At 38.2% G+C, this 14814-nt stretch carries 11 protein-coding genes; 1 reads left to right on the top strand and 10 read right to left on the bottom strand.

What is annotated here, in order from left to right; genetic code table 11:
• From GWI68_RS04855 to erpA, 8 genes are all read right to left on the bottom strand, one after another.
• Positions 1-669: hypothetical protein (locus GWI68_RS04855; RefSeq protein ID WP_166539545.1), on the bottom strand; the 669-nt coding region annotated here is incomplete at its 3' end.
• Positions 670-692: 23 nt separating this feature from the next.
• Positions 693-962, bottom strand: a complete 270-nt coding sequence (locus GWI68_RS04850; protein ID WP_166539551.1) for a PAAR domain-containing protein — start codon at positions 960-962, stop codon at positions 693-695.
• A gap of 24 nt (positions 963-986) precedes the next feature.
• Positions 987-1775 carry a hypothetical protein gene (locus GWI68_RS04845; RefSeq protein ID WP_166539544.1) on the bottom strand — a complete coding sequence of 263 codons (789 nt, stop codon included), beginning with the start codon at positions 1773-1775 and terminating at the stop codon, positions 987-989.
• A complete protein-coding gene (locus tag GWI68_RS04840) occupies positions 1756-3669 on the bottom strand; it encodes a lipase family protein (RefSeq protein ID WP_166539543.1) in 1914 nt (637 codons plus the stop codon). The genes GWI68_RS04845 and GWI68_RS04840 overlap by 20 nt, the downstream gene beginning before the upstream one ends.
• Positions 3670-3727: 58 nt before the next feature.
• Positions 3728-4468, bottom strand: a complete 741-nt coding sequence (locus tag GWI68_RS04835) for a DUF4123 domain-containing protein (RefSeq protein ID WP_166539542.1) — start codon at positions 4466-4468, stop codon at positions 3728-3730.
• Positions 4468-6594, bottom strand: coding sequence for a type VI secretion system tip protein TssI/VgrG (gene tssI / locus GWI68_RS04830; RefSeq protein WP_166539541.1), 2127 nt, complete (start codon positions 6592-6594; stop codon positions 4468-4470). Before tssI ends, GWI68_RS04835 begins: the two co-directional genes overlap by 1 nt.
• Positions 6595-6693: 99 nt before the next feature.
• Positions 6694-7212, bottom strand: coding sequence for an Hcp family type VI secretion system effector (locus tag GWI68_RS04825; protein ID WP_036933014.1), 519 nt, complete (start codon positions 7210-7212; stop codon positions 6694-6696).
• 730 nt (positions 7213-7942) lie between these two features.
• Positions 7943-8287 (bottom strand): iron-sulfur cluster insertion protein ErpA, encoded by a 345-nt coding sequence (gene erpA, locus GWI68_RS04820; RefSeq protein ID WP_006534944.1) that lies wholly within the window; start codon positions 8285-8287, stop codon positions 7943-7945.
• Positions 8288-8562: 275 nt separating this feature from the next.
• Between erpA and hemL the strand changes: the two genes are divergently transcribed.
• Entirely contained in the window at positions 8563-9849 is a 1287-nt protein-coding gene (hemL, locus tag GWI68_RS04815) for a glutamate-1-semialdehyde 2,1-aminomutase (protein ID WP_166539540.1), read from the top strand.
• A 93-nt stretch (positions 9850-9942) separates the two neighbouring features.
• On the opposite strand, the gene mrcB is transcribed toward hemL, so the two are convergent.
• Complete coding sequence (gene mrcB, locus GWI68_RS04810) at positions 9943-12249, bottom strand: bifunctional glycosyl transferase/transpeptidase (RefSeq protein ID WP_166539539.1); 2307 nt, start codon at positions 12247-12249, stop codon at positions 9943-9945.
• 128 nt (positions 12250-12377) lie between these two features.
• The gene (gene hrpB / locus GWI68_RS04805; protein ID WP_166539538.1) at positions 12378-14810 is read right to left on the bottom strand and encodes an ATP-dependent helicase HrpB; all 2433 of its coding nucleotides are present in this window, start codon (positions 14808-14810) and stop codon (positions 12378-12380) included.
• Positions 14811-14814 lie beyond the last annotated feature (4 nt).

Genomic DNA, 14814 nt, shown 5'->3' with positions numbered 1-14814 from the left:
TCCTGTTTTTTTATCAAGACAATAAAGTTTTAAGAACATTAATGTACCTGCATAACCAAATTCAGCATCACAATAACGTGTCACTAATAACTGTCTGGAATTCCAGACATAAAGAATTTGCCGTTTTCTATCTACTTTTAATACCACCCAAGGCATATAAAAAATAATTAGCCCCATTAATATCATTCCAATTAATGGCATAGAAAATAACGCAAACTCTTGATAAATAGCATTTTTTGTTCCTTGATAAAAATCACCAGAATAATATGCTTTTAGGTAATCCCAATAAGTGACTTTTTGGTTAAAATATGGCTTGTATGCATCATATATTTCTTTCCAACTATTGCTAACTACAGAATATTCTTTATCATAATCTTTCTCATATATTTTCACACTTTCTTCAAATCTTATTGTTCCATAATAAATTCGTTCACATTTATCATGTAATAAGTAAATAAAACTAAAAAAAAGTACAATAAAAATGGGAATAGCCATATTCTTGATAATATTTCTATTAGGAGAATCAATTTCACATTCATCTTCATTCAATTCATTTAAAAAATCAAAGTCTTTTAACTTAATATTGGAATTATAATTATCATTATCTCTCTTAAAAAAATTCATTTCTATTTTATGAGGATTATTTGTACCACTAAATAAACTTGCCATTATCTTTCCATAAAAATGATTAATTACTCAATAGCTACTAATACACAACCCTTTAAACAACTGCATTGCACTTTATGTCCTTCTAACGCGACAGGGATATTGTTTATTTTCATCATAGTATCCCCTTCTATTATTTTGCCTTTTTGCTGACAAGCAGGGCAATAGACTTCATCACCTAAACAGGCAATTTCATGTGTTTGCTTTGCTAATAAAGAACCGCTTAATACGGTTCCTTTTGTATTGTTGGTATCATTTTTTAATATAATTTTTCGTCCTTGAATTATGCTACATATTTTTTCTATTTTTAATTTTAAAAATTATTCTTTAATTAAGGAAAGTAATTTTTTATAATCTGGCTTTCCATCTCTATTTGATTTTTTTGTGCCATCTGGATAAGAATATATTGTACTTATGCCTTCAGTTCTACGCTCTGCTGGGTATTCAGAGTAAACGACTATATCGCTATGAATGATGGGTTTCCAGGTGATTTTCTGAGCATCGCGAGATTTATAATAAAGATAAAGCTCTTCGCCATATAACCATAAGCTAATGTTCTTATCATTTTTAAAAGGTGTATCAATCCAAGGAAAATAATCAGATATAATATCAAAATCACCTTTTTTATTAACAGGTTTCTTTCCTATTCGTTGAGGTTGATTATTATCAAAAATGATAATAACACCACTTCCTACTATCTTGTTAATATCTTTATAAAAATTATCATTATGTTTTAATGCCATTCTTAACGTGACATTACTTAATTGCCAATCACATTTCCCACCTCCTCTATAAGGGATTTCTGCACTATATAATGAGCTATTACCTTCTTTTCCTAACAAAACTATCTCACTATTAAAACCAGAAACAGTATATGTAGGCACTTCATTATTATTATATGTTTTTCGGCAAAGATTTGAACGGTACATAACCTTCATCGGTGAAAGTTCCGCAACATCGGGTACGTCGACGGTAATTTTTACTGTTCTACCATTTTCAGGAGGGGAGAATGTCCTGTCTATTTGGGGTGTTAATATATTACAACTAGTTAAAAATAGTACTGCAACGCCAAAGATAAAAATAGGATATTTATTGATTAAATATTTCATGTGTTTGTTCCTTAAATTGCATTAGCATATCCATTTCTTTAGGATTTGATTGCATTGGAATAAGAGAATTATTCATACTTTGTTGTAAATCTAAAAAATATAAATTACGCTGCCTATCTATTTCTAAAGTTCGCTTTTTATAAGGGTTAGGATTGATAATATCAACCTTTTTATCTAAAGCAATTTTAAATAATTCTCGTGATTGTAAACGTTGTGGTGTTTTAGCACTATCTACTAATTCTAAAAGTTGATCATGCAAGAAAGGTAAATAACCTCTTCCCATATAATGATCTGTTACACTGGTTCCACCATTACTTTCTGGATTTTTTTGTTCAGGGAAAAGATTATTTTTATCATTTTCATTTAAGTTACTCATAAATTCTTGTTGTAGATTCATTGAGTCATTCAGTGCCAATTTATCTATCTCAGGAACAATATAAAGCTTGGTACTATTATTTTTAGAATAACTGAATCGCCATGTATTTGTAGCAGTAGGTACCTTTTCTTCATAATTTTCAATTAAGTTATATGCTTCATAAAAAAGAATGGGATTACCATGATGTAAATAATATTCTCCATATTGAGTGATAGCTTTCTGTCCCAATAAATCAATAATTGATGTAATACCACCTATGATATTGCCCAAATACCCATAGATATTAAATAACCAATTATCTAGACTTGCCTCTGGTGGTACCCTAGGCACAATATCGTTATTATTAATATGGCGATAATGAGTAAACTTAGGTAACTGCTCAAGCGCAGAAATCGTAAATAATCTAGGAGCACCATAAGTATAAAGTAACGGTGTATTTTTATGTAATTCAGTGGCATGAGCTAAAGCTAATGCTCCCCCTAAACTGTGACCACAGATAAATAATCTTTTTCCTTTTGATTTTTTCTTCATTTCATCAAAATCACTAGGAAAGAAATTTTTCCCTAATTGATAAGCGTCTAAAAAACCTTTATGCATTTTGCCATTTAGATTAAATTCTGGAGCGTGGGTTTTAATATCTTTCGCTCGATAGGTAAAATCATCAACCCAATCAGTTCCCTCCTGAGATCCTCTCCAAGCAACAATGAATTGTTCTTTATTTTGAACATAAAACAGTTGGGTACTTCCTTCGGCTTTAGAACCATGCTTTATTTTATCTTCAGTATCTAAAAAAACCACTTTGTCATAACGTTCTTCAAAAGGCACATCGATAACAATAGCGGGGTATTGAGCATTAATTTCTTTCTCCCTGACGACAGGATAACGACTTAAATCCAAGCATTGTCGTTCAAAAAAACAACTTATTGAGTTAGCATTACCAATATTATTATCTTTATAGGAAAGTTGGCTTAAAATTCCTAAATTATAAGCATTAATCATAGAATATTGTTCAGTATGATGAAGAATCAAAGACCAAGCCCTAAATGGGCAAATTTCAATTACTGTTGTGGTATTAAACTTAGAAATCGGGATCCCTTGAAAAGCTTCATCTTTAGGAAAATGATAAAAAGGATATTCATCCTGATACCCTTTATTATCAATATCAATTTGATCTCTGCATAAAGCACCAATTGTTGTATAGCGGTAAGTATATTTTTTTGCCTCTGCTTCCGCTTTAATAATGGAATTATTTTCTCCTCTAAGTAGCCTTAATTTTCGTGTGCTCATTTCCTTTATTAAAGCTTGAGTATCTAACTTTAAGATAATAGGGAAACCAGCCAATCCCTCTTCCCTAATGATCCCATTCGCTTTTACTATTCCTTTTCTTGGTTTTTTCATCGGACCAAAAGCCTGATATAATTCATATTCGATATTCAATATGGGGTTATTAAGCTCATCCACAAGATGAATTTCAATCCATTTTTCCCCACAGGCAATACAATCCGTTTTATCCGTCATTTATAGTTCTTCCTTGTTAATTAATTTTATATTTAATAAATGATTTAATAAATTTTTATCAGTCAAATAAGCGATGTCTGTATTTTTTATACTTCTCATTAGAAACCCATTTGTAGATAATGTCCCTTATATTATTCTCTCTCGAAAAAAGTGAATAAGCGAGATCACCATTTTCCTCCCAAAAATCAAGAATAAGGTTCTCAACAACTAAATTAGTTGCATATAGTGAATTACGCCAAGCCTCTAGTAAATAGAAAGGAAGTATGTATTTTAATGGGAAATCGTGTTTTTTGCTTTTTAATATATCGTTAGGACATTCAAAAAATAAGCTCTCTTTATTAACTGGAATAAAGATATCATTAATGGGATACATTAATGATAGCCAATCTTCTTTTTTTAGGTTAGGTAAGAATATTTCAGCAATACGAGGATCAAAGATCCTTAAATGCACCAACTCATTATCTACTGTAACCATTTGATAATATTGCCAATGCTTAATTTGTTCTTTCCAATTTAAGTGACTGTGATATGCCCATCCCCAGTATTTATCTTCTAATGGGCATTCATCTAACTCTTTTGCTAAATGATAAAGGGATATTGATTTAATTTTAATTAACCAAGGACTTATTTCCGTTAAATGATCAAGTCCAGTACCTCGATATAAAGGAATAGCTTCATCTACCCAATTATGACTATAAAACCGTTTAATAGAATCAGATGTAGGTGATGTATTAATAAAGAAATATATATCTCCCTTTGAAATATTACTCACCCACTGTGTCCATGTTAAGGATGTCATTATTCTTCTTCCTTTGGTGGTTTTATGAATAAACTACCTGCTTCGTTCGCAGTTAAAGCACAATACTTCTTAATTGCATAAGGGGGTTGTTCAAAAGGTATAACGCCATCTGGAAGCTGAATAATTGGAGATTGTCCCGTACCTGGGCCACTAGAGCCGATATCTAAATTACCAGAAGTAAAAATTGCATTTGGTGTAAGACGAATAAAACTACTTCCTACTTTTAGGGTAATTTCTGTTCCGGCTTCAAGAATAATTTTTCCACCACTTTTAAAACTGGTTTCCATACCACTTTCGACAATTAATTCATCATCAATTTTGCTATGTTTTGCGCCTTTAATTCGTAATGAAACATCACCTTCAATTAAGGATTTTTGTGTTCCTTTCATAATAAGGTGATCGTCACCGGCAATTTCAGTAAAACGTTGGTTATCGATACGGTGCTTGAAATTATGCTGTGTATGCCAATGACTATCATGTTGCACATGAATATTTAAATCCCTCTGCGCATGTAAATACACTTCTTCGCGTCCGCCTGCATCCTCAAATCGCAGTTCATTAAATCCAGTGCCTTTATGCGTCTTGGTACGAAAGGTGGTTCGGGTTTTTTCTTTGGGTAAATCAAGTGGGGGAGCATTACGACCGTTATAGGTGCAACCGGTGATAATTGGTCTATCAATATCACCATTTAAATAAGAGACAATCACTTCTTGCCCAATACGGGGGATCGCCATAAAGCCAAAGCCATCACCATTCCAACCCTGTGCCACTCGCAACCAACACGAACCACTATGATCAGGCTTTCCGCGTCTATCCCAATGAAAATAAACTTTTACCGCGCCCTGTTCATTGGTGTAAATTTCCTCACCCTCTGGACCAACGACTGTCGCCAACTCATCACCATCTGCCAGCGGTTTATAATGAAAAGGCGGTCGCCATTCCTGCGTGCCGGGAATAAAAGTGACATTATTTGAAAGTTGAGTTCCCTCACCACCACCGTTATCCGCAGAGGGCTGTACGCCATGATGCGAAACACTGATCACCTGCCAACGCGAATTCATACGCACACTTGGGTGATTGGTTAAGGTAAACACTTTGCCCGGCATTAACGCAAAACAGTTAGTGCTTGCTGAGCCTGTTTGACGATAATTTTGAGATTGCTCATAGCGCAATTGATTTAGCGGCTGAGCTTCTGCCTCTTCTTGAAAACGGCCATAGCTTTCAAAAACAGGGTGTTGTTGATGGACGTCACCCGTTGTGTTTTGCGATAACGGGTAAGAAGGACGTATTGGGTTATAATCTTTGTCAATACGCACATCACTGCATAAACGTTCGGTATAGCGCCATGTGGTGGCAGTGGTATCCGTAATATCGGTTTCTGCTTGTGGGTTATACGTCAGCGTGATCCCCGCGGTCATCCCTAAATGATTGTCGCTATAAAACAGTTTTGGCCCTTCTTCAAACCAAAAATTGATCCCTTCTTCAAACGCTAAACGACACCAGAAGGCATAAGCGGATTCGCGCTTTTGCGTGATATAGCGGCGAGTTTGATGCAGTTCGGGTTGATAGAGCTGGTTGTCATATTTGATATGGGCTTCATCTAGCAATTGCTGAAGAATTTGAGGTACCGTTTTATGTTGGAAAATACGGCTATCTTGATTAAGCGTCATCACCCACATTTCAGGGCGAATAACAAATTGATACCACGTTTTAACGCCGTCGGTGTTGCCTTGTTCAGCACTCGCCAGTAAGCCTTGAACCGTGCGGATTGTTTTACCGTCACGACTGACAGTTAATGATGAAGCCACACCTAATTGGTTGGCAAAATCAATATCACGTTGCTCACTCACCGCGTGTATCGAAAGCGTGAAAAGCTCTGATAATCCTTCGTTTAAATCAAACTGAGTGACTTGAAAAGTGCTTTTAGGTAAATCGCCAATTTGGCAAGTAAACACTAACCCTGTATGAAGTAATCCCTTTCCTAGGGTGTCGAGTAATTCGCTGTATTTTTTAATGCGAGCTTGTTGTTCAGAGAATGTCATCCCTATTTCAAAAGGGCGAGATGATGCCGGATCATCTAATACCAAACGAGGTTTAGGGGTATTGTTAGCGTCATTCGTTGACATAAAAGCTCCCATTTAAATGTGACAAACACGCAATAAAAAAGACAAAAAATGCAGAGAACAATGAGCCCATGACAGAGCCCATAAATAAAGTGTGAAGAATTAACCTTCGAGTGGCGCACGCCAGTCGTCAGAGCCTGATGTCCCTGCAACGGTGTGTTCCCAATCAATTTTGCGATAAGAAAGAGACACTTCGATCAGTTGAGTGAAGTCAGACTTAGTCGGATCTTGGCAGTGTGGCATTTGGCAATCGATATTCACGATGGTGGCATCAGTTAATGTGGTGGTGAAGAAATGCTCTTGCTTCCCTTCAACCGAGGTGCGATACCATTTTAATGTGATTTTTGGCAACATTTCGCCCGAGGCTAATGCGTTATACAGCAGAGGAACCGCTTTGTTTAACGCCACCGTAAAACGGAAAGGTTTATGCGCACGTTGACCTGAAGGCTGACCTGATTGTGGATCAGTGGGCACAGTCACTACATGAGAGAATGCTTGCACCAGCATTTCATCTTCGTGGCCTTGAACATAAATATTTCCTACTGATTCAGCCGTAAATGCACCCGCAGTAATATTGCCTTGGGTTTTTCCTTCAATGGAGATATAGCATGGAGTTGGCATGGCAAGTCCTTAATTAACTATCAGTTATTGTTTCTCAACAAAACTATTATTGTTGATGTCCTTTTCAAAAAATCAGCCAGTGCGCACCGCGATTTGATTAGAGTAGCTTAAGTAATTTTAAGGGGAAGTAAAGGGGGTGACGGAAAAGAAGGACGTTGTATCCTCGTAGGATAAGTGACTTAGCGTAAAATAATTGTTCACACGTTATTTACTGCTTTCGTTTCTTAAAATAAGTGTATTTACTTATACAATTACCTTTCGTAAATGTCCGAAATCTCGCTAAAGCCAGTCAGTTCTAATGTACATGGATTTTTAATATGTAACAAAATGTGTATTTTGTTTCAGATTGTAACAATGTTGATTTATAAGGAAAAAATAGCCCTATTTTCAAAATAATAAGCAAACTACGATTTTTATTCTCAAAGGTCAAAAAATCCGCACCTAAAATTTAGCGTATCGCAGAAGATCTATTTAAATAGAGGAAAAAATATCACCCACAGAGTGATTTTATGAAATAAGCTCAGAAAGAATAAATAACGAAAAGAAGAGAAGAGAAGAGAAGATAAGAAAAGAGTAACCAATAAACTCTCACAAACAAAAGTCGTGAGCGAGCAAACAGTGCAACAAGGCAGACAGCGCACAGTAAGCGGAGCATACATTAGTATGTGAGCATTACGAGCACTGCTCTAACGCCGTGGCACTACTGCACAGCCACGACGCCAAAGAAGGATCAGATACTGAAAGAGGAACCGCAACCACACGTACTCTTAGCATTAGGATTCGTCACAATAAAACGCGACCCCTCCAATCCCTCAGTATAATCCACACAGCCGCCCACTAAATACTGCAAACTCATCGGATCAACCACTAAGGCAACGCCTTGTTTTTCTATGGTCATATCACCTTCATTCATTGCATCATCAAAGGTAAAACCATACTGGAATCCGCTACAACCGCCACCCGTGATATAAACACGTAAACGCAGATTTGGATTTTCTTCATCCGCAATCAAATCTTTTACTTTATTTGCAGCCGCGTCAGTAAATTGTAACGGCAGAGCCATATCATCACTCATTGTTCACTCCAGACTGGGTATTCCAGCAAAAAAACAGCCAGCAAAAATTTATATTTCTTGCTGATATAATGTGATGATTATCTAATACCTGCTCATAACCTTCAAGTTTGTTGTGGACAAAATACACTTTTTGCTACCTATCGCTTTTTACGATAAATCACGCACCCACAATAACAGTGATAAATCAAAATGTTGTTGTCGTGTATTTGGCTTCATCTGCGTGGTGCTTTAGAATACGCCTTAATCTTACGCTCACCCATCATTAGGAGTCTGACATGAGCAAGTCTGAAACGCTTTATAATCTCGCACAACAAGTGATCCCCGGCGGTGTCAACTCACCTGTTAGAGCATTTAACGGTGTAGGTGGAACCCCTCTTTTTATTGAACGTGCTAATGGTGCGTATATTTATGATGTTGATGGACGAGCTTACCTTGACTATGTCGGCTCATGGGGACCGATGGTTTTAGGTCACAACCACCCTTCCATTCGCCATGCTGTTACTGACGCGGTACAAAAAGGTCTAAGCTTTGGCGCACCAACGGCTGCTGAAGTTGAAATGGCAAACCTAGTCACTGAACTGGTACCTTCTATGGACATGGTTCGCATGGTGAACTCAGGTACAGAAGCGACAATGAGCGCTATTCGCCTTGCTCGTGGTTACACGGGTCGTGACAAAATCATTAAATTTGAAGGTTGCTACCATGGTCATGCAGATTGCCTATTAGTTAAAGCGGGCTCTGGCGCGCTAACGATGGGACAACCAAATTCACCAGGTGTACCCGCTGATTTTGTAAAACACACCTTAACCTGTACTTACAACGATTTAAATTCAGTACGCCAAGCATTTGAAAACTACCCAGAAGAAGTCGCTTGTATCATTGTTGAGCCTGTTGCGGGCAATATGAACTGCGTACCACCAAAAGCAGACTTCTTACCGGGCTTACGTGCATTATGTGATGAGTTTGGTGCATTGCTGATTATTGATGAAGTTATGACTGGCTTTCGCGTGGCATTAGGTGGCGCACAAGCTTATTACGATGTTGATCCTGATTTAACATGCTTAGGTAAAATCATTGGTGGCGGTATGCCAGTGGGTGCATTTGGTGGACATATGGAAGTGATGTCTAAACTCGCACCAATTGGTCCTGTTTATCAAGCAGGTACTTTATCAGGCAACCCAATTGCGATGGCGGCAGGTCTCGCGTGTTTACACGAAGTATCACAACCGGGTGTTCATCAAACATTAAATGAACTAACAACGATGCTGGCTGATGGTTTACTTGAGAAAGCACAACAAGCGGGCATCCCAATGGTTATCAATCATGTGGGCGGTATGTTTGGTCTGTTCTTTACAGATGCAAAAGAAGTCACTTGCTATCAAGATGTGATGAACTGCGATGTTGAACGCTTTAAACAATTCTTCCATTTAATGCTAGAAAAACGCATCTACCTTGCACCTTCTGCATTTGAAGCTGGCTTTATGTCTATTGCTCATACCAAAGAAGATATTCAACGCACTATTGAGGCAGCGGAATATGCTTTTGCTCAGATGAAGGGCTAATATTCGATTCATTTTTTAATAAAAATAAGATGCGAATAAACAAAAAACGGCACTTATGTGCCGTTTTTTATTTTAGCTAATCTATGTGATTACTTACTCAGAAAATAGATCTTGTAACCATTTTGGTGCGCCACTTTCATCAGTATCTTGCTGAATAGGTGTACACAATCCATCTGGATTTGCTGTCCATACAGGTAGTGTACGAACACCACCACCATAACAAGCAAAGTTACCTTGAGCATCAACAGACATCTCTGCGATATCTTCTGGCACTGGTGGATTTAATTTCAGCGGTGCTTGATTCTCTAAATAATTACGATACAGCAACAATGCCCCTGTTGAACCCGTTAAGTTTGTTGGGCCATTATTATCACGCCCCATCCATGCGATGGTGACTTCTTTGCCATCAATTCCCGCAAACCAGCTATCACGCAAATCGTTAGTGGTACCGGTTTTACCTGCAAGGTTGTAATTACCAAATTTTGGTTTTAATACGCGCCATGCTGTCCCTGAATTAACCACTTGTTGCATACCAAATAACGTCATATAAGCCGCTTGAGGCGAAACCGTCGTTTCAGCTTGAGGATAACTTTGGTAAAGCACAGTACCATCTTGAGTAATAACCGAACGTAATGACGATATTTTTGCTCTGTTACCTAAACTACCAATTGTTTGGAAAGTTTGAGCGACTTCCATTGGTGTTAAGTTTAACGCCCCAAGAAGCATCGCTGGTACTTTTTCCAGATTCTCCGCAGGTGCTCCCAAGTTAATCCATGTTTTGATCACATGGTCTAATCCCACTTCTAAACCAAGATTTACTGTAGGTATATTACGTGAGGTTGCTAACGCATCCACCAGCATTAATTTGCCTTTATAACCACGATCGTAGTTACGAGGTTGCCAAGGTTTGCCTCCTGGAATAGGCACAGAAATAGGTTCATCCGCAAGCCATGTATTTAAGCGAAAACGTTCTGGCTCACTTAATGCCGTTAAGTAGGTAGCAGGTTTAGCTAAAGAACCAATTGAACGACGAGCTGATAATGCACGGTTAAAGCCTGCATATTGTGGTTGAGATCCCCCCACTAAAGCTCGAACTTCACCACTTAAGCGATCCACAACAACCATCGCCCCTTCAAGATCGTCAATTTTACGAACTTTACGGATATCCGCGACACCCACTTCAACCGCTTTTTCAGCCGCATCTTGTGAGACTGGATCTAATGTGGTGAAAATTTTTGTACCTGATAAATCTTTTACTTTATCGCCTAAAGTTGTTTGTAACTCTTGGCGAACCAGTTGCATAAATGCAGGTTGAGGTGTTAACGCTTCACTGCGAGGTTTTACACCTAAAGGACGTGCACTTAATACGTTATAAAGCTCTTGGTCGATTATTTCTTGGGTTTGCAGTAGTTTTAATACCACATTACGACGCTCTAATGCTGCCTTTGGATTACGCCATGGATTATAAGCAGATGCACCTTTTACCATACCCACTAAAAGTGCTTGCTGATCAAGGCTTAATTCATCAACGGGGCGACCAAAATAGTAGAGGCTAGCTAAAGGAAAACCTCTAATTTGTTCATCACCACTTTGTCCTAAAAAGACTTCATTAAGATACAGCTCAAGAATGCGATCTTTGCTATAACTCGCATCCATAATAATTGCCATATAGGCTTCATTTAGCTTTCTTTTTAACGTTCTTTCGTTAGTCAAAAACAGGTTTTTCACTAGCTGTTGCGTTAAAGTACTACCGCCTTGAACCGCTTTACCTGCCGTAAAGTTTGCTAATACCGCACGGCCAATAGAATAAAAGCTGATACCGTCATGCTCATAGAAACGACGATCTTCTGTTGCAATTAATGTATCCACTAATAATTGTGGGAATTTATCTCTTGCTAAGAATAAACGTTGTTCACCATTGGCAGATTGCATCATGGTAATTAATTTAGGATCGAGACGGAAAAAACCAAACTGACGCTGATTTCCCATATTTGTAATGCTAACGAGAGAATTTTGCTCAAAAGTCAACTTAGCCAAAATTTGCTCTTCACGGCCATCAGGGAAATCAAAAGGTCGGCGCAACATCTCAATCGTGTTGCCTCTTACTACAAATTCGCCGGGACGTGTGATTTTGTTGACATTACGATATTGCATGCCTTCAAGTAAGCTCACCATCTCTTTTTGGCTATAATTCATGCCCGGTTCTAAGTTAACGGTACGTCCGTAAACAGCCGCTGGCAATTCCCAAACATTGCCATCAAGGCGCTCTTTGATTTGAGAATGTAAATAAACACCATAAATGCCCATTAAAACCGCAACTACAACCGCAATTTTGACAAATAACCAAAACCAAAAACGACCTCTTTTGGCTTGTTTTGCTGGTCTTTTCTTTCTACTCATGAACTGTATCTCTCATTAAAACCCCTTTATCACGGGATAAAGAAGCCTAACATTGTCGCTATTTTTCTGTGTGATCACACAAGAAAGCTCTCAAATATAAATAACACTAGGGTAAAACTTACATTTATTTATTGGCTATATTTTTTTACTCGCCGTGTAGGTGCAGTATTCGCGGGTGAATCAGGCCACAAATGTTTTGGATAACGCCCTTTCATCTCTTTTTGCACCTCTTTATAACTTCCAACCCAAAACGTTGCTAAGTCTTGTGTTTTTTGAATAGGTCGATGAGCTGGCGATAATAACTCCATTACAACGGGTAACTGGCCATTCGCTACAATAGGGCTTTGTTTCTCACCATAAACTTCTTGAATGCGGATAGCGATCACCGGTGGTAACTCTAAATCATATTGGATCGCCACTTTTGTACCAGTTGGCGCTAAATAATGCGTTGGAAATAAACTTTGTAGCAACTGATTTTCATGCCACGTTAATTGGTTTTTAATAATTGTATTAATATCAATTTGTTGTAATGCTTTTAATGTCTGAATTTCACCCAACTCGGGCAATAGCCATGTATCTAAAGTTTCAAGTAATACAGATCCATCTAAATCAGGTAATAAGGCTTCTGGACACCATTTTTTCGCTAAAGAAAGCCGTATAAAAAGCTGTTGAGTCTCTTCATTAAGTGCCAAAGCATTTAAACCATTATCTCTCAGCCAATTCAATAATGCTTGTTGCATTTGTTGTTTATTGGGTTTGTCTAATTGACGCTGGCTTAAGATTAGTCGCCCTAATTGACGTTGTTGCCAAGTGATTAACGTACCGCGTTTTTCATCCCATTCAACCGTGGTATTCTCTTCAATAAGTTCAGAAAAGGTCGTTGATATTTCATCGATATCAATCGGTAGTGCTAATAAAATACGCACATCGGCATAATGCGCATTTTGTAGTAATAATGGTGCTAAGATCCACGGTGTATCACTCATTGAGTGCGAATGTTCCATCATGGCACCTTGCCCATTTGCTAAACGAAAACGACCTTTATTATCACGATTTTTAGCAATCCTATCAGGAAATCCAACCGCTAATAATAAACCTAACAATTCAGGGCAAAACGTCCCTTTCCGGTGTTGAGAAAGCTGTTTTTCACGTCGTGTCCAGAAGGTGTTTTTTTGTTGAGCAATCCACTCCAGATTAATTTCTTGTCCTCGGGGCGGCTCTTCTAAGATTGCACATAAGCGTGCTGCCGTCGCAAGATGATTGTCACTTTGCTCACTTGCATAATCTAAGATCGCAGCGAGTCGAGGCTCTATGCCCCATTGAGCCATGCGCAAACCACGCGGTGTTAATCCATCATACTTATCAATGGCGCCTAAACGATACAATAAATCTTTAGCTGCATTCAATGCTTGTGACGAAGGTGTATCTAGCCAGTTCAACTGGTTAATATCGCGACATCCCCATTGCAATACGGAAAGCCATAATGAGGATAAATCGCTACTTAAAATTTCGGGTACTTGATGAGAGGCAATTCGTTGTGATTGTTCTTGGCTCATTAAATGCCAGCAAATTCCAGTTTCAAGGCGACCCGCACGCCCTGCTCTTTGTGTTTGTGATGATTGACTAATTCGCTGGCGTAGCAAGCTGGTGACACCACTTTTTAAATCAAACTGAGCGCGTTTCTCAATCGTACTATCCAATACAAGGCGAATACCTTCAATTGTTAAGCTGGTTTCTGCGATATTGGTCACAAGTACCACTTTTCGATAACCTCTTTCTGTAGGTTCAATCGCTTTTTGCTGCTCTGCTAATGACAACGCCCCATACAGTGGAAATAGCAGCACATGTTTATCCACTTTATCTTTTAGTATTTCAGTAACACGCATAATCTCTGCGCTACCCGGCAAGAATATCAACATGGAGCCAGTTTCTTGCGCCAATAACCGCAAAGCCATGGTGGCAATTTCTTGTTCAAAAGGTTGATGCGTATTGATAGGAGAATAAACTCTTTCGACTGGGTAACTGCGCCCTTGAGCGCTGATCATTGGTGCTTTAGGTAATAATGTCGTGAGTTTTTGATTATCTAAGGTTGCTGACATAATCAAAACACGCAAATCATCGCGTAATCCCATTTGAACATCGAGTAATAGAGCTAGAGCTAAATCAGCCTGTAAACTGCGTTCATGAAACTCATCTAATATCACAAGGCTTACGCCTGTCAGTTCTGGATCTTGCTGTAACATGCGGTTTAATACACCTTCTGTTACCACTTCAAGTCGAGTGTGCTGGCTCACCTTGCTTTCTGCTTTCATACGATAACCTATCGTATGACCCACATCTTCATTAAGCTGACTTGCTAAACGATAAGCAATGCTTTTAGCGGCAATTCGTCTTGGCTCTAATAAAATTATTTTGCCGTCAAAAAAATTTTGCTCAAGTAAATAGAGAGGAAGCGCTGTTGATTTACCTGCACCTGTTGGCGCATGAAGTAAGACTTGTGGGAATTGTTTTAACGCAGTAACGATATTTTCCGTTACCTCAAAGATTGGCAATAAATGCACACAG

The organism is Proteus sp. G2669, assembly GCF_009915245.1.
Lineage (GTDB): Bacteria > Pseudomonadota > Gammaproteobacteria > Enterobacterales > Enterobacteriaceae > Proteus.
This window is presented reverse-complemented; position numbering and strand designations above follow the sequence as displayed.